The following is a 20,589-nucleotide window of genomic DNA, read 5'->3' as shown; positions in this document are numbered from 1 at the left end:
GGGCTATCTCGTCACTGACGCATCCTGGGTGACCGCAGCCTGGTCGGCTGCCGCCTCCCGAATGGCCTCCATGAGCCGGATCGTCCACCCCGCCTCTTCCAGCGGGACGGGTCGTTCGCCTCGGCCCTCCAACGCGAGTGCATCTGCCTCGAACTGATAGTAGTGTGAGTTCATCTCGGTCTTCACGTCCCACTCGTCGGACCGCTTGTCCCTGACGAACGCTCTGAGATTGTCCACGTTCCCCAGCAATCGATCAGCGGCACGTTTGACGTTGCTGAGAGCGCGATTGATCGCCGAGGCCTGATAGTCGCGGTCGAGCCTGACCAGCGTCTGGGAGACGAGATCAGCGATCAGCACGCCGTCGTCTCCGTGGACGTGAACGCCCTTGTCCGGCACGTCGCCGGGCAACAGCGTCGTGCTACAGAGCACGTCTGAGTCGCTGACGTACTGCACCTTCGTGCCGTCGTACGTGAACGGCCGGTCGTACTCCCTGACGAGATGCGTGCTGACCTGGACGTCGTCGAGGTCGCGCGGGTAGCCGCCGACGCGCAGGAGGAGGTACAGCGGGTGCGGAATGCCTTCCTCGAACTCACCGCCCGGCAACTGGAAGGCCCACTCGCCGCGGCGCACGTCGTCCGGATAGGTCTGCCCGGCGTACCGGACTTCGACGGATCGAACGTCGCCGACGGCCCCGTCCTCGATCGCCGCCGTGAGCTTCCGCATCGCCGGGTCGAAGTCGTGATTGTGGACGACCGAGACCGGAACGTCGTGTTTCTCTGCGGTCGCTTTCAGTCGCTCGTACTCCTCGACGGTCTCCGTGACGGGCTTCTGGATGAGCACCGGCACGCCGGCCTCGATGGCCATCGTCGCCAGGTCGAGATGCGTCGCGACCGGCGTACAGATGTGCACCCAGTCGAGGTTCGCGTCGTCCAACAGCTCCTGCATGTCGGTGTAGTTCGCGATGCCGTACTCGGAAGCGACGGACCGAGCGCGGTCGGCGTCGACGTCACAGATCCCGACGAGATCAGTGTACGGACAGTCTGAGAGTCCATCGAGATGACGACCTGAAATAGTTCCTCCGCCGACAACGGCAGTTCTGAGCGCCATAGTACGCGTTCGCGGATGGAATGCCCATTGTTATGGTCGTCCCAGGCGGAATAACGTGCTGTTAATCAGATGCCAGCAACGGCCGATTTCGGGCCAGAGCGTGCGCCTCCTAGTCGTTCGCCGCCCGCGAACGAGGGCTATCCACTGGGGCCTCGGTTTCCGGTGCTGCATCGGAACGCAGTATCAATTCGAGCATCAGCGACGTCACGTCACGCTTGTCGTCGATGAGGGCCTGTCGCTTCCGTTCCCAGTCCGCATCGACCTGACCGGTGACGATCGCTCGCGTTTGTGCGAGTGCGTCCCGCTCGTCCGGGTACGAAAACAGGAGTCCACGGCGATCGAGTTCGACGAAGTTGTTCATGTCGTGCGTCCCGACCTTGGAGTTGACGCGGATCGACGGCGTGCCGAGCAACGTCGCCTCCGTGCACATCGTCTGGGAGTCGCCGAGATACAGGTCACTGAAGTACAGGAGATCGTGGATGAGGTGCGGCGGGACCGACAGCTGGTACTCGCGGAACTCGGACGGGAGTTCAGACTCGCTCGTGATGTACACGGTCCCGTGGTCGTCGAGGAAGGAGACGATGTCCCGTTTGCCCTGCCGCGACCAGCCCTCGTTACCCACGTCGTGGTACGCGTCCCAGCTGGCGAACCGGAGGACGAAGTACGGCTCGTCGACCGCCACCCCGGCCGCAGCGAGCCGCTCGGCGTCGGGCTCGAAGCGGTTCGGATGCAGGTAGGCGAGTTCGTGAAAGCCGGCAGTCACAGTGCGAGCCGGCGAGAACGGAAGCTCGAAATTCGGGGGAATACAGGCCACGTCGACGAACGGGAGCGTCATCCCGTAGTTCAGGGTCCGCATCAGCTTCGACGGAACGACCGTGTCGGTAAACACCACGTTGGGACAGCCGAGCACCGTCGAGACGTGTGCTGCAGCGGGGCTCAGCCGGCTCACGATCACGTCCGGCTCGAACTCCCGCGCTACACTGAGCAGTCGCCATTCCCGGCCCAGGAGCTCGGTCACGAGGGAGACTGCCCCGTCGCCCGCCGTGGAGAGCAGTTCGTGATCGATGCCGTAGGCGTCGAGGAGGTCGGTGGTGATCTCCTTCTCGCGTGACGTCACGAGCGTGTCGTGCCCGCGGTCCTCCAGTTCCGTGATCGCGTGTCTGAACAGGTGGACCTGGGCAGGATGGTTGACGTCGAAGATGACGCGTTTGTGCTCGTCCATTACTCCTGCCCCACATTCGACCGTCGATCGCGTACCAGATGGTCTGCGACCCACGCAGTGTCAGTCGAGAACGGTGTCATCCCTGCAGAGAGGCAGGCCGTTCGCGGACCTTTGTTACCCACTCGTGTTCCGAGTAAGCGGAACATATCTACCGGTCTCCGTTCGACCCTATTCCGACACGTTACGACCCCAAGATAACTAACATGACATATCTCGCCGATAGGTAGAGAATAACAAGGTTTAGCGCACCGACATCGCGGGACGAAGCAACGCGTCCCCAGTCCGACTCGGGGGCGATATGCTGCCAGTCCGCACGGCAATGCTATCTATCCGCATCCAACCGCCCAATCCACCGAGTGTATGACTGTGACAGAGATACTGATCGACGACGGCCAACCGACGGAATCGCTTCTGCCCATGACTTCACGGACGCACGCGTATCACACGAGGAAGCAGCGACCCAGGCACCGTCCACAACGGAGGGAACGACGGTGACCTCGTGGGGGCTCGATTTCACGTACACCACGTATCGTGACCTGCTCGAAGCCGGACTGACAGCGGGATACGAGTTTCTCACTGTCGAACAGTACCTGCGACGCAAGCCCGTTGACGCGGAGTCACTCGCGCACACGGCCAGTGACGGGGTCAGCGGACGCCCGAAGGCCGACGGCGGTGACGGACTCCCGGAGAAGTTCGTCATTCTTCGCCACGACATCGACCGCAAACCCGAGAACGCCCTGGCCATGGCTCGCCTGGAAGCCGAACACGGCATCAGCGGCACCTACTACGTGCGGACCATCGGCAAGACGTTCAAACCGGCCCTCATCAGACGCATCGAGGCCCTGGGCCACGAGGTCGGGTACCACTTCGAGGATCTCGACCGCGCGGACGGCGATCAGGAGGCCGCCCTGTCGTCGTTCCGGACGGAACTCGACAAACTTCGAACGATCGTCGACGTCGACACGGTTTGCATGCACGGCAATCCCTTGACCCCATACGACAACCGCGACCTGTTGAAGGAGGCCGACTTCGCGGATTTCGACCTCCTCGGAGAGGCCTATCTGTCGGCGGATTTCACCGACCTCACGTACTTTTCCGACACCGGGCGAACCTGGCGGGACGGACCGCTCAAGGTCAAAGACCACACGATGGGCGAGGGGGAGAAAGACGTGCAGGTCGACACCACGTTCGAACTCATCGGGCTCTTGCTCACCGAGGAGGTCGACCACCCGTACGTCCTGGTCCACCCGAATCGATGGGCCGGAAGCTACCCCGAGTTCGTGAGCGAGCACGCGAAAGATACGGCGGTCAACGTCGTCAAGCGGGGACTGAATTTGCTAACATGAGTTCGTCTCGGTCCCTCCGTGTCCTCTTCGACGTGAGCCAGCCGTCGCACGTACATCTGTTCAAACACGCGATCACAGAACTCGAGCGAGACGGTCACGAAGTGACCGTCACCTCGCGGAAGAAGGGCATCACCACCGATCTCCTCGACGCCTCCGGGATCAGTCATCGCCCGATCTCGAAACAGCGGCGGTCCAGGCTGTTCCCGATCCCGGAGTGGGCGATCCGCGAGTACAAACTCGTCCAGCTCGCTCGCCGGTTCGAGCCAGACGTCGTCGTGAGCCACTTCACCCCCTGTGCGGTCCACGCGGCACATCTCTCCGGTGCACGCAGCCTCATCTTCAACGACGACGAGGTCGCGACCGAAGTCGCGGGGCGGGTGACGAACCCGTTCACGACGTACGTCTACACGCCACGGGCGTTCAGCGTGGACCTCGGGCCGAAACACCGCCGGTACGACGGCTATCACGAACTGGCGTACCTCCACCCGGACCGTTTCGATCCCAGTACGGAGATCCTCGAGTCGAACGGCGTCGACCCCGCGAGCAAGTTCTTCGTCCTCCGGTTCGACTCCTGGGAAGGCCACTACGACGTCGGCGGCGCTGGCTTCAGCGCGCCGGCGAAACGGGAACTCGTCTCGTTTCTCAGCGACCACGGAGACGTCTACCTCTCCGCGACGTGTACGCCCCCCGACGACGTCGACGCGACGGAGTTCCCCGTCCCGCCGGAGCACGTCCACCACCTCCTGGCCTTTGCCGACCTGTACGTCGGGGACTCACAGAAGATGGCCGTCGAAGCGGGCCTGCTCGGCACGCCGAGCGTCCGGTCGAAGTTGTTCGCCACGGCGGACGCGATCAGCCACGTCGAGGAACTCGAATCCAGATACAGCCTCGTCCTGTCGTTCGACACCGAGGACGAGGCAGTGATCAACGCCAAGAACCTCGCCGTCGACCCGATGGCCACCGAACGGTGGGCAGAACGCCGTGACCAGCTACTCGCAGACACGATCGACGTCACCGCGTTCATCGTCGACGCGATCCGCCAGCAGGGGCCCCGGCAGGAGGAACCCGCCAAACACCTGCAGAACGGAGGCCAGTCCTATGAGTTGGCGTGAGGGGTCCGTCGCTGCGGACCACACCTTCGCCTGTTGTCTCACCCACGACGTGGACAGACCGTACAAGACCTACCAGGCGGCGTACAACCTCCTCACCGAGCGGGACCCGTCGCAGCTTCTGGATTTCCTCCCGAATCGGAACGCCTACTGGACGTTCGAGGAGATCCTGGAGCTCGAGTCCGACCTCGACGTGCGGTCCACGTGGTACTTCCTGGACGAACAGCACATCATCCGTGACCGGCCCGTCCGAGACGTGTTCAATCCGAGAGCCTGGCAGCTGTACGCCGGCCGGTACTCGCTCTCCGATCCACGAATCCAGCAGCTCATCACTCGGCTCGACGAGAACGGCTGGGAGGTCGAACTGCACGGGTCGTACGAGTCCTATCGCGACGCCGACCTCCTCGAATCGGAGAAAGAGACGCTGGAATCGATCCTCGACCACGAGGTCACGGGCGTCCGCCAGCACTACCTGAACCTCGACTGGCCGACGACGTGGATCAAACAGCGGGAAGCGGGATTCCTGTACGACGCGACGCCGGGCTCGGTCACGACGAGCGGATTCAAACACGGGTACGAACCGCTCCGGCCCTTCGACGACGAGTTCGTCGTCTTCCCGGTGACGATCATGGACACGACGCTCCCGGACCCGGCCGCGGATTGGGACGCTACCTGGAACCAGTGCGAAGAGTTGCTGCTCGAAGCACGCAACAACAACGCCGTGATGTCGCTGCTCTGGCACCCGCGCTACTTCAGCGACGACCATCCGGGATTCACGCGGCTGTACCGGCGTCTGATCGAACGCGCCCGCGAACTCGGTGCCTGGGTCGGACCGGTCGGCGAACTGTACCGGAGTCTGAACCATACCGGTCCCCAAATGGCGACCTCGCGCATCCGTGAGTCGTAAGCTGGAGATAACAATGACCAAAACGATCGTTTTTGCGGCAGACAATCGATGCGAGTCGAACGCATAGATCTCGACGAGTGGACAGAGGCGCTTCCGGACGAGGGCTTCGAGGTGTTCCATACGCCGACAGCCCTGTCGGTCCTCGCTGACCACGTCGACGGCGATCTGCGGCTGTTCGCCGGGTACAAGGGGCACCATCCGGTCGCTCTCATGCCCGTCGTCGTCGACGAGGGGATGTTCCGCACGCTCGTGTTCTCGCCGCCGCCGGGCCGGAACATCCCGCGACTGGGGCCTGTCCTGATGCCGAACAGTCCGAAGCGTCGCAAACAGGAGAAGGTCAACCAGCGGTTCACCGAAGCCGTCCTCGAAGCGGTCGAGGCGGACACGCCGCTGGAACTGTTCCGGATGGTCTGTAACACGACCTACGCGGACCCGCGACCCTTCCGCTGGCAGGACTTCGACCTGGCCACCAAGTTCACGTACGTGCTCGATCTGGACGACCGCGATGCCGACGCGGTGCTCGAGTCCTTCAGCAAGAGCCTCCGCCGCGACATTCGAGACGCCGAAGACCTCGACGTTTCGATCCAGCGGGAAGGAGTCGACGCAGCACGGGCCGTCTACGACCAGACGCGAGACCGCTATCGGGAGCAGGGCCGCGGGTTCTCGCTCCCGCGCGACTACGTCGAGGACCTCGTCTCGGAGCTCCAGGCGGTCGATCGCGCTCGCGTCTACACCGCCCGCGGCCGGAACGGGGAGTTGTTGACCGGCGTCACCGTCCTGTACTCGAACGACGCGGGCTACTACTGGCAGGGCGGGACGCGCACCGTCCACGATGGCGTCAGCGTCAACAGCCTCCTCCACTGGCGCATCATCGAGGACATCATCGAGGATCCACCGCGCGAGTCGGTGCGCAGTTACGACCTGATGGGCGCGAACACGGAGCGGCTCTGTCGGTACAAGAGCAAATTCGGCGCGGACCTCGTGCCGTACTACGGAATCGAATCGAGCGGCCGAACGATGTCCCTCGCGAAGAAAACATATCAGGCCTTAGTCCGGTGACACTGAGTACTCCCGATCAGGACGGCGTCCGTACAGACACCCAGACGTCCCTCCGCGTGCTCAACCTGGTGACGAACGTCGATTCGACGTTCTACAACCAGCAGATCGAAACGCTCGAAGCACAGGGGGTCAGCACGGAGACGCTTCCGGTTCCGGGCGAGAACAAGAGCGAATCCACCGAGAAAAACGAGACCGCGACGCGGTCCGTGTGGGACTACGCCCGGTATCTCCCCGCCGTTATGAGCGAGGCCTCCTCGTCGTACGACCTGCTCCACGCGAACTACGGCCTGACGGCGCCGGCGGCGCTCGTCCAGCGGAAACTCCCCGTCGTCCTCTCGCTGTGGGGGTCAGACCTCATGGGCGAGTACGGCTGGATGACGAAACGCTGTGTCCCCTTCGCCGACGCCGTCATCGTGATGTCCGAACGGATGGCGGCAGAGCTCGACCGCGACTGTTACGTGATCCCACACGGGTTGAAGCTCGACCAGTTCCAGCCCCAACCCCAACGCGAGGCACAGACCGAACTCGGGTGGCCACCGGACGTCAAGCACGTCGTCTTTCCGTACCCGCCGAAACGCACCGTCAAGAACTTCCCGCGAGCGAAGCGGGTGTTCCAGACGGCAGCGGAGCGATTCGACGGCCCCGTCGAATTACACACCATCACCGGTGTCGACCACTCGGACATGCCGACCTACCTGAACGCGGCCGACGTGATGCTGCTGACCTCTCACCGAGAGGGGTCACCGAACACCGTAAAGGAGGCGCTCGCGTGCAATCTCCCGGTCGTCGCCACAGACGTCGGGGACGTCCCCGAACGCCTCGACGGCGTCACCCACTCGACGGTCGGTCAGACCGACCGGGAACTCGTGGACGGGCTGGTGGCCGCACTCGAAGCCGACGAGCGATCGAACGGCAGAGAACACGTCCAAGACCTCACCATCGAACGAATGGGAGAGCGCATTCGCGGCGTGTATCGAGACGTGCTCGCAGAGACGTAACCGACACAGCTGACCTGCACCAGTCGCAGAAAAGCCATGTACAACGCTCAAACGACCCAGCGATACGGTGACACCGACCCGCAGACAGCCGGAACGTGATATGATCTGTACCCAACGTCGAGCCACTGTTCACGACAGTTCCACCGGACGGTCGTCGGACGTACTGGAGGGACCACGAGATGTCGGAGTATAGTCCAGCCTGGCACCAGCGGGTGTTGCTCGCCGCCGGATTCCTCGCCTTCGCGATCGGTGTCCTCAGTGCGTGGGCCGCCCCCGGCCGTCACTACGAACTCGACATTTACGCGGCCACGCCGAACGCCTTCTGGCTCGGCGTCGGCATGGCGGTTCTCATCGGCCTGTTCGTCGCCTATCACGGGGCAGTCACCCGCCGCATCAGACTCGCAGCGCTCGCGCTCCTCGGACTGTCCGTGTTCGCCATTCTCGGGCTCCCCATCGTCAGAAACTACTACTTCTACGGTCCGGGTGACTCCCTGAGTCACCTCGGATGGGCCAGACTGATCGACGACGGCAGTCTCAGCCCGTTCAACATCATGTATCCAGGCATCCACACGACCTCCGTGTTCGTCAAGTCGGTCCTGGACGTCGAGTTGACGCGGGCCATGCAGTACGTGGTCCTCATCTTTACCGCCGTCTTCGTCGTTTTCGTCCCGCTGTGCGTTCGGGAGTTGACCGACTCACGCTGGGCGGTCGTCACGGGGTTCGTCGCCGCTCTCCTCTTGCTCCCCATCAACAACGTCAGCGTCTTTCACCTCCCGTATCCGACCGCACAGGCGATCTTCTTCATCCCGCTCATGCTGTATCTCGCCATCAAGTACGTCACGCTCCCGGACGACTCGTTCCCGCGTTCAGTGACGTCCGTCGGCGCCCTCCTGGCGCTCACGTCCCTCACCATCGTCGTGCTCCACCCCCAACAGGCCAGCAGCGTGCTGCTGCTGTTCGGCGGGATCGTCGCGGTCCAGTTCCTCTATCGCCTGTTCAAGCGGGACCATCCGGTCAGTAACCAGCGGCCGTTCTACTTTCAGTTCGCGTTCGTCTTCCTGGCGTTTCTCGCCTGGACTATGCGGTTCGACCGATCAGGGTCCGCAGTGCAATCGTTCGTCAACGGATTGATCGGCGGAACGGAAGCCGTCGGCGACGAGGTGACCGGCCGGACGACGTCGCTCGCGATCCTCGGCGGCAGCATCGAAGAGCTGTTCGTGAAGATATTCCTCGTCGCGTTCATCTTCTCGGTGATCGCCGGCTTCGTCGCGTTGCTGGCGGTGCTCGGCCGCCTCGACGACGACCCGGTCCAGGGGACGACGCTCCGCTACCTCTCGTTCGGTCTGGGTTTCCTCGGCGTCACGTTCCTCCTCTTTTTCGCCGCGAGCGTCTCCGTGTATCCGTTTCGGTATCTGGGCGCGATCATGGTCGTCGTGACCGTCCTCGCGATCGTCGGCGTCCTGGAGGGGATTCCTTTCAGCATCCCGTGGGGGTCGTGGCGGGCGGTGCAGACAGTCGCAGTCGTCGTGTTCGGTATTTTCCTGGCGATGCAGGCCGCGCACGTCCACGAATCGCCCTACATCTACCGGAGTTCCGACCAGGTCACCAAGATGACCATGACCGGGTACGCCAACACCTTCGATTCCCGCGATTCCGAGGTCTGGTTCACGGGTATCGACGGCGGCCCCAAACGGTACATCGACGCGATCTACGGCACGTCGAGAGAGGACAAACGGACCCCGAGCGGTGCGGTCTTCGAAGGGTACGAGGAATCCATCCCGCCATCGGTGTGGGGGAACAACATGACCCAACACTACGATCGGGACAGGTACGTCCCGGTGACGGCCCAGGATCGACAAACCCAGGTCGCCCTGTACGACGGGTTCGAGTACTCCACGAAGGGGTTCCGGGGGCTCAGAACCACCCCGGGCATCCACCGCGTCCGGTCGAACGGTGACTTCAGGTTGTACTACATCGACGAACAAGAATGAGCCTCAGTGAGCGCATCTCACGAGGCGTCAAAGCGTTCCTCGGGGCGCGCCTCATCTACGTCGCGTCTAACGCGGTGCTGTTGTTCCTGTTGACCCGGTACCTCCTGGATCCCGGCGATTACGGACTGTTGTACTTCGCCATCTCGGTCCTCAGTATCGGCTCCATGTTCGGGACGCTCGGCCTCCCGAAAGCGACGGGGCGATACATCGCCGAGTACTCGGCCAGCGACGAGATGCAGATTCCCCACATCATCCGCATCTCGCTCGCCATCCTGGTGGCGCTGACTATCGTCGTCGGCGTCGTGATCGTCCTGATCCACACCCAACTCGCCGATCTACTCGGGAACCCGGCCGTCGCCCCGCTGCTCCTCATCGGGGGCGGCTACGTGGCCGCCCGAGCGCTGTTCACGTATCTCACGAACGTGTTCCAGGGGTTCAACCGCGTCGAGTACAGCGCAGTCATCAGCGCAGTCAACGGCGGGGGTCGCGTGCTGTTCGCGGTGCTGTTCGTCGTCCTCGGGTTCGGTGCTGCCGGTGCGCTCGCGGGCTATCTCACGGGGTATCTCGTCGCCGCAGCCGTCGGGTTCTACGTCCTCAAGAACAACGTCCTGATCGGATACGATCGCGCGACCGAGCGCGCTGCGGGACTCAAGCGACGGATTCTCGAATACAGCATTCCGACCGCTGCGACGCGCGTCAGCGTCATCCTCGACAGTCGCGTGGACAAGGTCATCATCGGCGCGCTCATCGGCCCGGTGGCCGTGGGCTACTACACGTTGGCGGCCCAGATCGCGGACTTCTGTATCGCGCCGGCGACCTCGCTGGGGTTTACTATCTCGCCGGCCATCGGCGAACAGAGCGCCGGCGACGACGCCGACCGCGCAGCCACCCTCTACGAGCGGTCGATGGAGAACATCCTGTTGCTCTACCTGCCGGCCGCCGTCGGCCTGCTCCTCGTGGCTGAACCCGCAGTACGCATCATCTTCGGCACCGACTATCTCGGTGCCGTCCCGGTGTTGCAACTGTTCAGCGTCTTCATCATCGTCCGGGCGATCCACAAGATCACCGGCAACGGGTTGGACTACCTCGGTCTCGCCAGGATTCGGGCAATCGCGCGGGGGACGACCGCCATCGGGAACGTCGTGTTGAACTTCGCGCTCATCCCCCCGTTCGGCGTCGTCGGCGCTGCCATCGCGACGCTCGTGACCTACTCGACGTACACCGCCGTGAACGTCTACTACATCCACCGCGAACTGGACCTCCGAGTCGACTACCTGCTCAGACAATGTGGCCGCATCAGCGTCATTGCCCTCGTGATGGGCGGAACTGTGAGCCTCGTCATCCCTCACGTTAGCGGCTTCCTGAGCCTCTTCGGGGCAGTCCTGACGGGGATCGTCGTCTGGGGAATCCTCTCGATCGCGAGCGGACTCCTCGACCTGGCAGAGGTCCGGAGCTTCCTCGCCTAGAAGTATCACAAAAGCGGTCCATAACAAAACCCGCGGGGATTTCTTGCGGTGACAGACAGCATGACATCGATAGCGTTCTTCGGGAGTCATCCGCTCGGGCTGGCCTGTCTCGAACGCCTCGCCGACGCCGACGAGATCGAGACCGAACTCGTCGTCACCTATCCACGGGATCACGACGCCTGGTGGGAAGGGTCCGTCCACGATCGTGCGCTGGAACTCGGCTATCCCATCGCAACGCTCGACGAGGAAGAGCGCGTCCTCGACCTGGACCTCGACTACATCCTCAGCGTCTACTACCCGAACATCCTCGGGCCGGATCTGCTCGACCACCCGGAGGACGGCGCTCTCAACCTCCACCAGGCGGAACTGCCGCGCTACCGGGGCAGCAACGTCTTCAGCCACTCCATCATGAACGCCAGAGACGACGAACACTGGCGACACGGCACGACCCTTCACTTCATGGAACCGAAGGTCGACGCCGGCGACATCGTCGACCGCAAGTTCGTCCCCATCACCGAATCCGACACCGCCCGGTCGCTGTACGAGCGAACCAGAGCCGCCTCGATACAGCTCTTCGAAGAGATGCTCCCCGCCATCGCGACTGGACACGTCACCGACATGGCGACGCCCCAGGAGGAGTACGACGGAAAGCGATACTTCTACACCAAGGAGAGTCTGGACGGTGAGAAAGAGATTCCCATCGACGAGTTCCGCGGCGCGGACACGGAGACGGAACTGGCCATCTACGACAAGATCCGCGCGCTCGATTTCCCACCGCACGAACCAGCCTGGACCTATCTCGACGGGCGCAAAGTGTACCTCACGGCCTCCGACTACGACGGCTGACGCGAGAGTTGCATATTTCTGACTGTATACAGAGCATTATTTTGTATACACACAAGAAAAGCGCCCGATCAGCCTTACAACACAGAACGGTACTGACTACGACGTTCTCGTCGTCAGGGAGTTCGTCGGTGAAAGCGAGAGTACTTCGTCGCTCTCGTCCGAGTGCTTGGCTCGTTCGAGGATTTCGACTGTCTGGGCACCGATAGTGCCGCTCGCCAGCGGGTCCCGGTTCGCGGCAGTGGCGTCGATGAACGACTGGATTTCGGCCTTGAGCGGTTCCCGTTCGGGCATCTCGTGGACAGTGGGCCCGTCGTTACGGAGTTCGAGTTGCCCGTCGCCGAGATCCGCGACGCTCGTCTCGTACAGTTCGATCTCCGTGTCGCTCGGGTAGTCCACGTACGCGGCCGCGTCCGTGCCGATGACCGCGAGGTCGCGCCGTTTGCCGAAGACGGGGATCTGCCACGACGAGTGGATGACGCCTCTGGTATCACCGTATTCGAGTTCCACGGTCGCCGTCTCGTCGATGCCGTCGCGCAGGTGCGAATCCCGATTACAGTAGACTCGCGTCGGCTGCCGGTCCAGGAGGTAGTTGTAGATGTCCACGTCGTGGACGGCGAGCGAGTAGAGGACGCCGGTCGTCTCACGCGGAACTTCGAACGCGAACCGCGCGGTGTGCAGGTACTTGATCTCGCCGAGTTTGCCGTCGTCGATCCACTGCTTCAGTTCCGTGAGCGCTGGATGGTACCGGAAGATGTGGCCCACGCCGAGCGTCCGGTCGTACTCCTCGGCAGTCTCGACGATGTTCCACGCCGCGTCTGCGTCCAGCGCGAGCGGTTTCTCGACGAGTAGGTCCGTCCCCGACGCGAGGAGGTCGGTCGCAATCTGCTCGTGGGTCGTCGACGGCGTCGCGAGCGACGCGGCGTCGACGTCCACGTCCCGGTAGTCCGTGCAGTAGTCGAGGTCGAACCGCTCGGCGAGTTCGACCGCCCGTTCCCGATCGACGTCACAGACGACGACGTCGTCGAGAACGCCGTCCGCTGCGAGTTCGGACGCGACGCGAACGTGGTTTTTGCCCCAGTAGCCCGTCCCGACGATACCGTAGTTCATTCTTCGTAGTGCCGTTCGATCGCGGCGCAGACCCTGTCGATCTCCTCATCGGTGATCCGCGGATGCATCGGGAGCGAGAGGATGCGGTCGGTCAACGTCTCGGTGCGAGTCAAACTTGGAATCGTGTCGAGGTGGCGCCGAATCGCCGGGTGCTGGTGGACCGGAGTCTCGTAGTGGATGCCCGTTTCGATGCCGTCCGCTTCGAGCGTTTCCTGCAGGTCGTCGCGGTCGGCCACGTGGACGACGTACAGGTGATAGACGTGTTCCACGTCTGAGCGCTCGTTGGGGGCTTTGACGCTACTCACGTCCGAGAGGCGGTCGTTGTATCGCCTGGCCGCGTCTCGGCGCTGTTGGTTCCAGTCGTCGATGTGCTCCAGTTGCTCGAACCCGACGGCTGCGTGGAGTTCGCTGAGCCGGTGGTTCAGCCCGAGTCGGACGTGTTCACCGGTGTCGTCGCGTCCGTGGTTGCGCATCGCGCGGGCCTCCGCTGCGAGGTCGTCGTCGTCGGTGACCAGCATCCCGCCGTCGCCGGCGACGGTCATGTTCTTCGAGGGGTAGAAGCTGAAACACCCGGCGTCGCCGAAACTCCCCACGGGATCGCCTCGATACGTCGCCCCGTGGGCCTGGCAGCAGTCCTCGACCAGCGTGAGACCGTGCTTCCGGGCCACGTTCGCGATCGAGTGCATCTCGGCCGGGTGACCGTAGATGTGAACCGGAACGACGGCCTGGGGATTGTCGGCGTCGGCGACTTTCTCCTCCAGGTCCAGCGCGCCCATCGTGTACGTGACCGGGTCGATGTCGACGAACACGGGGTTCGCCCCGAGTTCGACCACGGGGCTGACCGACGCGAAGAACGTGTGCGCCGGGACCAGGACGTCGTCCCCGGGTCCGATTCCCGCGGCTTTGAGCGCGAGGTAGATGGCGTCGGTTCCGCTCGCCACGCCGACGGCGTGGTCAGTCTCACAGAAGTCGGCGAAGGCCGACTCGAACTGTTCGACCATCGGGCCCTTGACGTACCGTTCGCTCCGGAGTACGTCGGTTACCCGATCAACGATAGATTCGTCGACGTAAATATCGGTGAAAGCGACGGGTTCGCTCATACAACCTCGGTTCGAGCAATCACAGTTTGTTATGCCTAGAATACGTGCGCTACGGCGAGAGAAGGGAGAATCTAGCTCCCGCAGAAACGAATGATACTGGGACCGAGACACGATTGAGTATTCGGGGATTACTACATTCAGACCCTCTCCCGCCGGTTCTACCGTACGGATAACTTTACTTGCCGTTCTGGAACAGCCACTCGCGCCCCGGAGCGCCGGTCCGCCCCCAATTCGGCAACCGGGGTGCCTGCCTCTACTATGCAATCGACCCTCACGGACCGGACCGTCCTCGTCACTGGCGGGGCCGGCTTCATCGGGAGTCACATCGTCGAGTCGCTCGCCACGAACAACCAGGTTCGAGTCCTCGATGACTTCTCGAACGGGAGTCGCATGAACCTCCCCACCGACGTGGAGGTCATCGAAGGAGACGTTCGCGACGACGGCACGCTGAGCAGGGCCATGCAGGACGTCGAGTTCGTGTTCCACCACGCCGCCATGGTCAGCGTCGAGGAATCCGTCACGAAGCCGCGAGCCTGCCAGGAGATAAACACCGCCGGGACGCTTTCAGTACTCGATCACGCCCGGATGGAAGACGCTCGCGTCATCGTCCCCTCGTCCGCTGCGATCTACGGGACACCCGACGAGATCCCGATTACGGAGACCGCCCGAAAGCGGCCGACGTCCCCCTACGGAATCTCGAAACTCGCCACCGATCACCACGTCCAGCGGTTCGACGAACTGTACGACCTCCCGACCGTCGTCCTTCGATACTTCAACGTCTACGGTCCCCGGCAGGGTCACGGCGATTATAGCGGCGTCATCAGCATCTTCCTCGAGCAGGCCCACGACGGCGGCCCGATCACGGTCGAGGGTGACGGAACGCAGACGAGGGATTTCGTCCACGTCGACGACGTGGTCCGGGCAAATCTGCTCGCCGCCACGACTGAACACACCGGCGATGCCTACAACATCGGCACCGGCGAGACGATCTCGATCCGCGAACTGGCTGAACTGATTCGCGACGTGACTGGGTCGACGGCCGAGATCGTCCATCGAGACCGGCGAGCGGGCGATATTCCCGAAAGCTGTGCGGACGTCAGCAAGGCGCGCCGCCGATTGGGCTACGAGCCGTCAGTGGCCCTCCGTGAGGGGCTCACTTCGATCGCAGACTCGACGGCAGTGCTGTGAGCCGTCCGTTTACGCGCCCATCTCGATTCGTTCGTACTGCTGATCCACAGCGGCCGCGTCGGTTTCGAGCAACGCGACGACGAGATTGGGCGTGTACTCGCTCAGATACTCGATGAGGTCGGCGATCCGCTCGGCGTCGATCGCCTCCAGCGAATCGAGCAGCATGAACGGGACCGACTCGTACACGTCGTGTGCGAGATACCCCGCGAGCGCGAACACGAGTCCGGCGACCTCGCGTTCGCTCTCGCTCAAGTGCTCGATCCTGTCCTCGTAGGCCGCGCCGTCGGTGCTGCCCCGAACCACGTGTAGATCGAACACGTGTTCCGTCTCCGTTCGGCGCCCCCCGCTCTCTCGTTCCCGCCGTTCGATCCAGATCCGTTCGATGTTGTCGTAATCGAGCAAGGAGAGGACGGCAGCCATCTCCTCGTTGAATATGTCGACCACGTCGGCTTCCAGTCGGTCGATTTTCGTCCGCTGTTCGGTCAGTTCCGCTGCGACCGATTCGCGTCGGTCTTCGAGGTCCGAACGGCGGTCGATCTCCGCCTCGATCCGCTCGATCTCCGCCTCGACGTCGGCGAGGTCGTCCTGCAACGACTCCAGTTCGAACTCGGCTTCGTTTACCTCGCGGTGACGCTCCAGCACGTCGTCGTACTGCTCGGACTCCCGTTGCTGGACGGCCGCTTCGAGTTCTTCGATCGTTGCTTCGAGCGACTCGATCTCGCTTTCGAGCGTCGCGACGGCCTCCTGTCGCTGCTCGATTTCGTCGTCGACGTCGTCGAGTCGACGTTGGAGGCGCTCCCGCTCGGCTCGTTCGTCTTCGAGGTCTCGTTTCTCGGCCTGCAACTCGTCGATGTCTGCCTGACAGTCCCGACGCACGGTGACTTTCTCCTGTCGGAGCGTGCGAAGGGTTTCCAGCGTGTTCGTGATGCTCGACTGCGCTACCTCGGAGCCACAGGTCCAGCACACAACGTCCCCGTCGTCTGCCAGCAGTTGGTCAGTGACTGACTCGCCCTCGCCGTCGGCGTCGAGTGCGTCCAGCACCGCGTCCGACTCGCCGTCGACGACCGATTCGTTGAACTGGATCACCTGTCCGAGTTGGGTAATCGTGGCATCGAGCGACTGTTTGTGTTCGCGGACGCGGTCCAATTCAGCGTCGAGTTGGTCGATCCTGTCGGCGATGCCGTCGGGGACGTCGTCGAGGTCTGCTTCGAGGTCCGTTCGCTCTTCCCGCAAGGACTCGATGCTGGCCCGTTCGGTCGAGAGCCGCGTTTGCTTCCCTTCCAGATCGGTCCTGGCAGTTTCGAGTTCGGTGAGTTTCGCGTCCAGTTGCTCCTGTTTCTCCTTCGAATCTTCGAGCGACGCGTCGAGCGCGTCGAGCGCGGATCGCTTCTGTTCGAGCGTCGCCTCCTGGTCAGCGATGTCCGATTCGATGTTCGTCCGCCGTTCCTCCAATCCGGGGAGTTCCTCCTCGAGATCAGCGAGCTCTGCGAGTTCGTCGTCGAGTCGTCGTTTTTCGGCTTCCAGGCGTTCGATCTCGGCTCGGATCGCGTCCGTGTCCACCGGTCGCATGATGAGTTCCCTGAGGTCCGCGCCGCGTCGGACGGCCTGTCTGGCCTCGTTCGATTCGAGGAGAAACGCGAAGAGGTCCGCGAGCTCCGCGTCGTCGAGATACGGATCGCCACTGGTCCGAATTCGTCCGTCCTCGCGCACGAGCGTCCGCGTGTACGTCTCACCGTCGAGCGAGAGCGTGACCTCACCCTGCTCCGCGTCGGATTTGAGCGAGACGTTGTCGCTTCCCACCGCCGCCATCAGCGATTGCAACAAAGAGGTTCGGTTCGTCGCGTTCTTTCCAGTCAGCACCGTTACTCCGGGCGCAAACGAGAGCGATTCTTCCTCGATTCCGCCGACGTTCTCGACGGCGACAGCCACGTTACTCGTCGTCCCGACCGAGTTCATGTCCGGAAACAAGAGGCTACTGGCCTATAGTCTTATGTTACAGTTCACGAACGCCAACTATAGCTAGCACTTAGGAACGAGTCGCATCGATCGGCTATAGTTTTACATCAGTATAGTTGTAAAGCGGTTCAGGATGCAGACGGGTTGGTCCCACGATCTAAACAGCGACTACTCACGCGCGGACGAAGACTGGCACGAACAGCCGCCTTCGGCCAGGAGTTCACCGACGTCGTACTGTCTACTGCAGTCCGCACAGAGAACAGAGACGTCGACGAGAACGTCGAAGTCGCCGATTTCGAGGGCGTCCGCTCCGCGAAGTCGCTCGAGCGCGTCAGTCGTCACGACTTCCGTCCGGTGCTGTAGTGCCCGGATTCGGTCGCGGTCAGCGCGCCTGCGTTCGGCAGGGTCCGCCCGCGTGTCGTCGCGCGTCACGTCGAGGCAGTCGGTGAGATGTGTATGGATCGTCTGATGGGACACGAACTGGGTCTCGACGTCTTCGAGCGGGACACCTTCCGACTCCAGTTGCCGCCGCGTCTGGGTCTTGATCCCCGTACTCACGTCGTCGTCGGTCAGGAGCCGATAGAAGTTCGCAACTTCACCATCGAGTCGCGATGCGCCAGCGCGGTCGAGCGCCGCAGCGAGGATGCGTTGGTTGTAGACGGTAGCGAGCTCTCGAAGACTCGTCCTGTCGTTCCCGTCGCCCTGCCATCGCCGAACCAGCTCTTCGTTCAGCGAGGGCAGGTCGTACTCGTCGAGGCCGCGTCCTACCTTACAGTCACAGCGGGCACCGCCAGACTCACCGGACGACTCGTCACCAGTCACAGTAATGCCAACAAACTGTTCCATCAAAACGATTCCGGAGTTAGCAACCCAGCGGCCGCCATTCAGGTGTCTCGCACGCGCTACTCTCGTCGTCAGAGACGGTTCGCCCGTATCGTCGCGAGCAGCGCTGGGAGTCTCCGAACCCGCGATTCGGTGGTAATTACTCGGGGAAATCATCCGGAAAACCGGCAGTACAGGCGGAAAGGACTGATGTATCAAGGTCGCAGTAGTCCGGCATCGCTCCGAGCCAGTTAGAGAACAACAATATGGTATTCACTCACAGACATACTATCACTGGTTGAGAACGTGTTTTTGGAGGGCCGTCCCTCGAAAATACCGAGTACGAATCTGTTACCTGTGAACTAAGACCAGTATTACTAAGCCATCTTGGCTGTAAATACGTGGCGTATGCAAGGACGGCTGACAGATAGTGAGTGGCAACGGATCACTGAATTCGCGCAGACGCCGATGCACGAGCGGACGCCGGACCAGTTGGTTCCTGAGGAAAGTGAAGAGAGCGACGACACTCGGGCAGGGGAATAAGTCCACGACACCACCGCGGTCTCTCGGTACGTCGGGTGGGGCGACAGGAAATTAGAGAGTTACACCATGTTTTCGGCCTCGATTTTCTGCCAGACCTGACTCCCCTTCTCGGTGACTCCATAGACTCGCCCTTTTCGGCGATCTTCGGAGACGAGTAGTTCGACGAGATCGCGATCCCGCAGCCCCTGAAGGGCACGCGAGATGTGAGCGATTCCGAGGTCGGCGTCGTTGGCGATTCTCGAGGGTGTCGCTGGCCCGTCCGCGAGACGTCTCAGGACCGCGATTCGATACTGTGAACTGATAACGAAACTGACGTCGTCCCAGTCTGAGTTCATTGCATTGGGATACTGTACGTTGTGGCCCCGGCAGGCCGTGGCGAGTTCCTTCGCGAGCTCATCCCCGTCATAACCATCGATAGTCAACCAGTGCCGCGACCACCCCCAAGATACCCCACTGGGCATCCGACCACGACATCGAATTCCGGGAGGGTGGGTGTTCTCGGCTGACTTGCCATCTATTCGTCGTCACCCCCAATAATTTTGTCCCCCTTATTGCACACTCGGCGACAAATTCTCAACGCACCACGCAGTTGAACTCGGATACTCGTCGAAACGATTGTCCAGTTATGGGTTTCATATAGAGTGTCTAGTTTCCTCATATGTGTCGTCTCAGTGCCCTCTGGCTCCCCCAGCGGATAATCATGCGTATCGAACAAGTAAGGTCTGACAAAAGTCAAAACAGTGGTATAGTCGAGTTATAACAAAGCACCCCCCCGACCACGTGCCTATCGAGCATGAGCGTGGAATTCGGAGAAGCAATCGACGAGAGCCCAGACGAGACCACAACACGATGCCAGAACTGTGGCAGCTACGTCACTAGCGCGTTTGCCAGAGTGTTCGGGAACAACCAGGACCACGTGTACGCGTGCCTGGAGTGCTCCACCATGCGCGCGTTGCGCACTGGAAGCGGCGTCGTACACGAATAGGGCACCGCCGATCTGATCGACACCCGCTGTACTTATTCTTGCGTGGCCGACATCCGGTTAGTTCGCAGTGTCGTTTGCAGCCTCATCCTGACAGTCGCCTCTCCACGGCCGCCCCACTGCCGCCACGGTCGCTAGCCACCTCGATCCTGCAGCTCTCCTGGCACCTGTCTGCGCTGTGAGCGCCAGTAGAGATAGTGCGCACTCGCCGAGATGGCGAACCCAGTCGTGATGACGACGCCGACGACGACGGCGGGAATCGTCGCGAAGATCCACACGTCGAGCCAGACGAGCGCCAACATGATCGCGCTGACGACAGCGAGCGCCAGGTAGAACTGTTGCCACGGGATCGGACTGCTCGACTCGGTGAGATAATCGTCGATCCGATGGACGCGATCGGTCAGTTCGACGAGTCCACTTTGCTGGTCGTAATCGACGATACCGACGGAGTCCAACTTCGGGATATGTGTTTGGTAGAGTGAAACATACACTCGTTTCCGTTCCTGGTCAGACAGTTCTTCGACTGTCGTCTCGTTTTCCCAGGCAGCGACGTGTTCTGCGAGGTCGTTAAGTGCGACTGGCTCACCGGTTTTCCTCAGATAGTACAGGACGTAGCGACGCCGCGGACTACTGAGGATATCGAAAACGAGATCCTGAGTCAGTTCGTCCTGTTCCTGTACCATCAAGGAGCAATCCCCTGTCAGTCGTGATCTCGACTGCACGCCACTGGATATTCGTTCATGAGGTTCGACTTGACGTACACGGACATCCCCGCCTTTTTCCTTTGTTACAACGTCCTTTCATACGGTAACCTACGGATACATACCCGAAATATCGCAG

Annotated in this window: 18 protein-coding genes; 10 read left to right on the top strand and 8 right to left on the bottom strand. The window is 62.1% G+C overall.

The window, feature by feature from the left end; genetic code table 11:
• Positions 1–3: 3 nt before the first annotated feature.
• The gene (locus ACFR9U_RS15595; RefSeq protein ID WP_247381374.1) at positions 4–1,107 is read right to left on the bottom strand and encodes a Gfo/Idh/MocA family protein; all 1,104 of its coding nucleotides are present in this window, start codon (positions 1,105–1,107) and stop codon (positions 4–6) included.
• Between the two features lie 109 nt (positions 1,108–1,216).
• Complete coding sequence (locus tag ACFR9U_RS15590) at positions 1,217–2,329, bottom strand: DUF354 domain-containing protein (protein WP_247381375.1); 1,113 nt, start codon at positions 2,327–2,329, stop codon at positions 1,217–1,219.
• A gap of 491 nt (positions 2,330–2,820) precedes the next feature.
• On the opposite strand from ACFR9U_RS15590, the gene ACFR9U_RS15585 reads away from it, so the two are divergent.
• From ACFR9U_RS15585 to ACFR9U_RS15550, 8 genes are all read left to right on the top strand, one after another.
• The gene (locus ACFR9U_RS15585) at positions 2,821–3,675 is read left to right on the top strand and encodes a polysaccharide deacetylase family protein (RefSeq protein ID WP_247381377.1); all 855 of its coding nucleotides are present in this window, start codon (positions 2,821–2,823) and stop codon (positions 3,673–3,675) included.
• A complete protein-coding gene (locus ACFR9U_RS15580; protein WP_247381379.1) occupies positions 3,672–4,787 on the top strand; it encodes a DUF354 domain-containing protein in 1,116 nt (371 codons plus the stop codon). The genes ACFR9U_RS15585 and ACFR9U_RS15580 overlap by 4 nt, the downstream gene beginning before the upstream one ends.
• The gene (locus ACFR9U_RS15575) at positions 4,774–5,691 is read left to right on the top strand and encodes a polysaccharide deacetylase family protein (protein WP_247381382.1); all 918 of its coding nucleotides are present in this window, start codon (positions 4,774–4,776) and stop codon (positions 5,689–5,691) included. Before ACFR9U_RS15580 ends, ACFR9U_RS15575 begins: the two co-directional genes overlap by 14 nt.
• A 48-nt stretch (positions 5,692–5,739) precedes the next feature.
• Positions 5,740–6,750, top strand: a complete 1,011-nt coding sequence (locus tag ACFR9U_RS15570) for a GNAT family N-acetyltransferase (protein ID WP_247381384.1) — start codon at positions 5,740–5,742, stop codon at positions 6,748–6,750.
• The gene (locus ACFR9U_RS15565; protein WP_247381386.1) at positions 6,747–7,748 is read left to right on the top strand and encodes a glycosyltransferase family 4 protein; all 1,002 of its coding nucleotides are present in this window, start codon (positions 6,747–6,749) and stop codon (positions 7,746–7,748) included. The genes ACFR9U_RS15570 and ACFR9U_RS15565 overlap by 4 nt, the downstream gene beginning before the upstream one ends.
• A gap of 179 nt (positions 7,749–7,927) precedes the next feature.
• The gene (locus ACFR9U_RS15560) at positions 7,928–9,739 is read left to right on the top strand and encodes a hypothetical protein (protein WP_247381388.1); all 1,812 of its coding nucleotides are present in this window, start codon (positions 7,928–7,930) and stop codon (positions 9,737–9,739) included.
• Entirely contained in the window at positions 9,736–11,205 is a 1,470-nt protein-coding gene (locus tag ACFR9U_RS15555) for a flippase (protein WP_247381390.1), read from the top strand. Before ACFR9U_RS15560 ends, ACFR9U_RS15555 begins: the two co-directional genes overlap by 4 nt.
• A gap of 60 nt (positions 11,206–11,265) precedes the next feature.
• Positions 11,266–12,051 (top strand): methionyl-tRNA formyltransferase, encoded by a 786-nt coding sequence (locus ACFR9U_RS15550; RefSeq protein WP_247381392.1) that lies wholly within the window; start codon positions 11,266–11,268, stop codon positions 12,049–12,051.
• Positions 12,052–12,147: 96 nt separating this feature from the next.
• Here the strand turns inward: ACFR9U_RS15550 and ACFR9U_RS15545 are convergent, their stop codons facing one another.
• Positions 12,148–13,158: a Gfo/Idh/MocA family protein gene (locus ACFR9U_RS15545; RefSeq protein ID WP_247381395.1), complete on the bottom strand. Its 1,011-nt coding sequence runs from the start codon at positions 13,156–13,158 to the stop codon at positions 12,148–12,150.
• Positions 13,155–14,258: a DegT/DnrJ/EryC1/StrS family aminotransferase gene (locus ACFR9U_RS15540; RefSeq protein ID WP_247381396.1), complete on the bottom strand. Its 1,104-nt coding sequence runs from the start codon at positions 14,256–14,258 to the stop codon at positions 13,155–13,157. The genes ACFR9U_RS15545 and ACFR9U_RS15540 overlap by 4 nt, the downstream gene beginning before the upstream one ends.
• 258 nt (positions 14,259–14,516) lie before the next feature.
• Between ACFR9U_RS15540 and ACFR9U_RS15535 the strand changes: the two genes are divergently transcribed.
• Entirely contained in the window at positions 14,517–15,446 is a 930-nt protein-coding gene (locus ACFR9U_RS15535) for an NAD-dependent epimerase/dehydratase family protein (protein WP_247381398.1), read from the top strand.
• A 9-nt stretch (positions 15,447–15,455) separates the two neighbouring features.
• Here ACFR9U_RS15535 and ACFR9U_RS15530 read toward each other — a convergent pair whose 3' ends face one another.
• The 3 genes from ACFR9U_RS15530 to ACFR9U_RS15520 form a co-directional block, all read right to left on the bottom strand.
• The gene (locus tag ACFR9U_RS15530; RefSeq protein WP_247381400.1) at positions 15,456–17,402 is read right to left on the bottom strand and encodes an archaea-specific SMC-related protein; all 1,947 of its coding nucleotides are present in this window, start codon (positions 17,400–17,402) and stop codon (positions 15,456–15,458) included.
• Positions 17,403–17,570: 168 nt separating this feature from the next.
• Entirely contained in the window at positions 17,571–18,224 is a 654-nt protein-coding gene (gene rdfA, locus ACFR9U_RS15525; RefSeq protein WP_247381402.1) for a rod-determining factor RdfA, read from the bottom strand.
• Between the two features lie 602 nt (positions 18,225–18,826).
• The gene (locus ACFR9U_RS15520) at positions 18,827–19,102 is read right to left on the bottom strand and encodes a winged helix-turn-helix domain-containing protein (protein ID WP_247381543.1); all 276 of its coding nucleotides are present in this window, start codon (positions 19,100–19,102) and stop codon (positions 18,827–18,829) included.
• A 458-nt stretch (positions 19,103–19,560) separates the two neighbouring features.
• On the opposite strand from ACFR9U_RS15520, the gene ACFR9U_RS21400 reads away from it, so the two are divergent.
• Positions 19,561–19,752, top strand: a complete 192-nt coding sequence (locus ACFR9U_RS21400) for a DUF7563 family protein (RefSeq protein WP_428222021.1) — start codon at positions 19,561–19,563, stop codon at positions 19,750–19,752.
• Between the two features lie 131 nt (positions 19,753–19,883).
• Here the strand turns inward: ACFR9U_RS21400 and ACFR9U_RS15515 are convergent, their stop codons facing one another.
• Positions 19,884–20,432, bottom strand: coding sequence for a DUF7344 domain-containing protein (locus ACFR9U_RS15515; protein WP_247381404.1), 549 nt, complete (start codon positions 20,430–20,432; stop codon positions 19,884–19,886).
• Positions 20,433–20,589: the final 157 nt, after the last annotated feature.

The organism is Halorientalis brevis (assembly GCF_042678165.1).
Classification (GTDB): domain Archaea; phylum Halobacteriota; class Halobacteria; order Halobacteriales; family Haloarculaceae; genus Halorientalis; species Halorientalis brevis.
Note: the sequence above shows the minus strand (reverse complement) of the source record. Positions and strands in the feature narration are given on the sequence as shown.

Bases quoted from the DNA above. Each gene is read 5' to 3' on its own strand.
- ACFR9U_RS15570 (WP_247381384.1), top strand. From the start codon at position 5,740: ATGCGAGTCGAACGCATAGATCTCGACGAGTGGACAGAGGCGCTTCCG.
- ACFR9U_RS21400 (WP_428222021.1), top strand. From the start codon at position 19,561: ATGAGCGTGGAATTCGGAGAAGCAATCGACGAGAGCCCAGACGAGACC.
- ACFR9U_RS15520 (WP_247381543.1), bottom strand. From the start codon at position 19,102: ATGAACTCAGACTGGGACGACGTCAGTTTCGTTATCAGTTCACAGTAT.
- ACFR9U_RS15545 (WP_247381395.1), bottom strand. From the start codon at position 13,158: ATGAACTACGGTATCGTCGGGACGGGCTACTGGGGCAAAAACCACGTT.
- ACFR9U_RS15590 (WP_247381375.1), bottom strand. From the start codon at position 2,329: ATGGACGAGCACAAACGCGTCATCTTCGACGTCAACCATCCTGCCCAG.
- ACFR9U_RS15550 (WP_247381392.1), top strand. From the start codon at position 11,266: ATGACATCGATAGCGTTCTTCGGGAGTCATCCGCTCGGGCTGGCCTGT.
- ACFR9U_RS15560 (WP_247381388.1), top strand. From the start codon at position 7,928: ATGTCGGAGTATAGTCCAGCCTGGCACCAGCGGGTGTTGCTCGCCGCC.
- ACFR9U_RS15555 (WP_247381390.1), top strand. From the start codon at position 9,736: ATGAGCCTCAGTGAGCGCATCTCACGAGGCGTCAAAGCGTTCCTCGGG.
- ACFR9U_RS15515 (WP_247381404.1), bottom strand. From the start codon at position 20,432: ATGGTACAGGAACAGGACGAACTGACTCAGGATCTCGTTTTCGATATC.
- ACFR9U_RS15580 (WP_247381379.1), top strand. From the start codon at position 3,672: ATGAGTTCGTCTCGGTCCCTCCGTGTCCTCTTCGACGTGAGCCAGCCG.
- ACFR9U_RS15530 (WP_247381400.1), bottom strand. From the start codon at position 17,402: ATGAACTCGGTCGGGACGACGAGTAACGTGGCTGTCGCCGTCGAGAAC.
- ACFR9U_RS15535 (WP_247381398.1), top strand. From the start codon at position 14,517: ATGCAATCGACCCTCACGGACCGGACCGTCCTCGTCACTGGCGGGGCC.
- ACFR9U_RS15540 (WP_247381396.1), bottom strand. From the start codon at position 14,258: ATGAGCGAACCCGTCGCTTTCACCGATATTTACGTCGACGAATCTATC.
- ACFR9U_RS15575 (WP_247381382.1), top strand. From the start codon at position 4,774: ATGAGTTGGCGTGAGGGGTCCGTCGCTGCGGACCACACCTTCGCCTGT.
- ACFR9U_RS15595 (WP_247381374.1), bottom strand. From the start codon at position 1,107: ATGGCGCTCAGAACTGCCGTTGTCGGCGGAGGAACTATTTCAGGTCGT.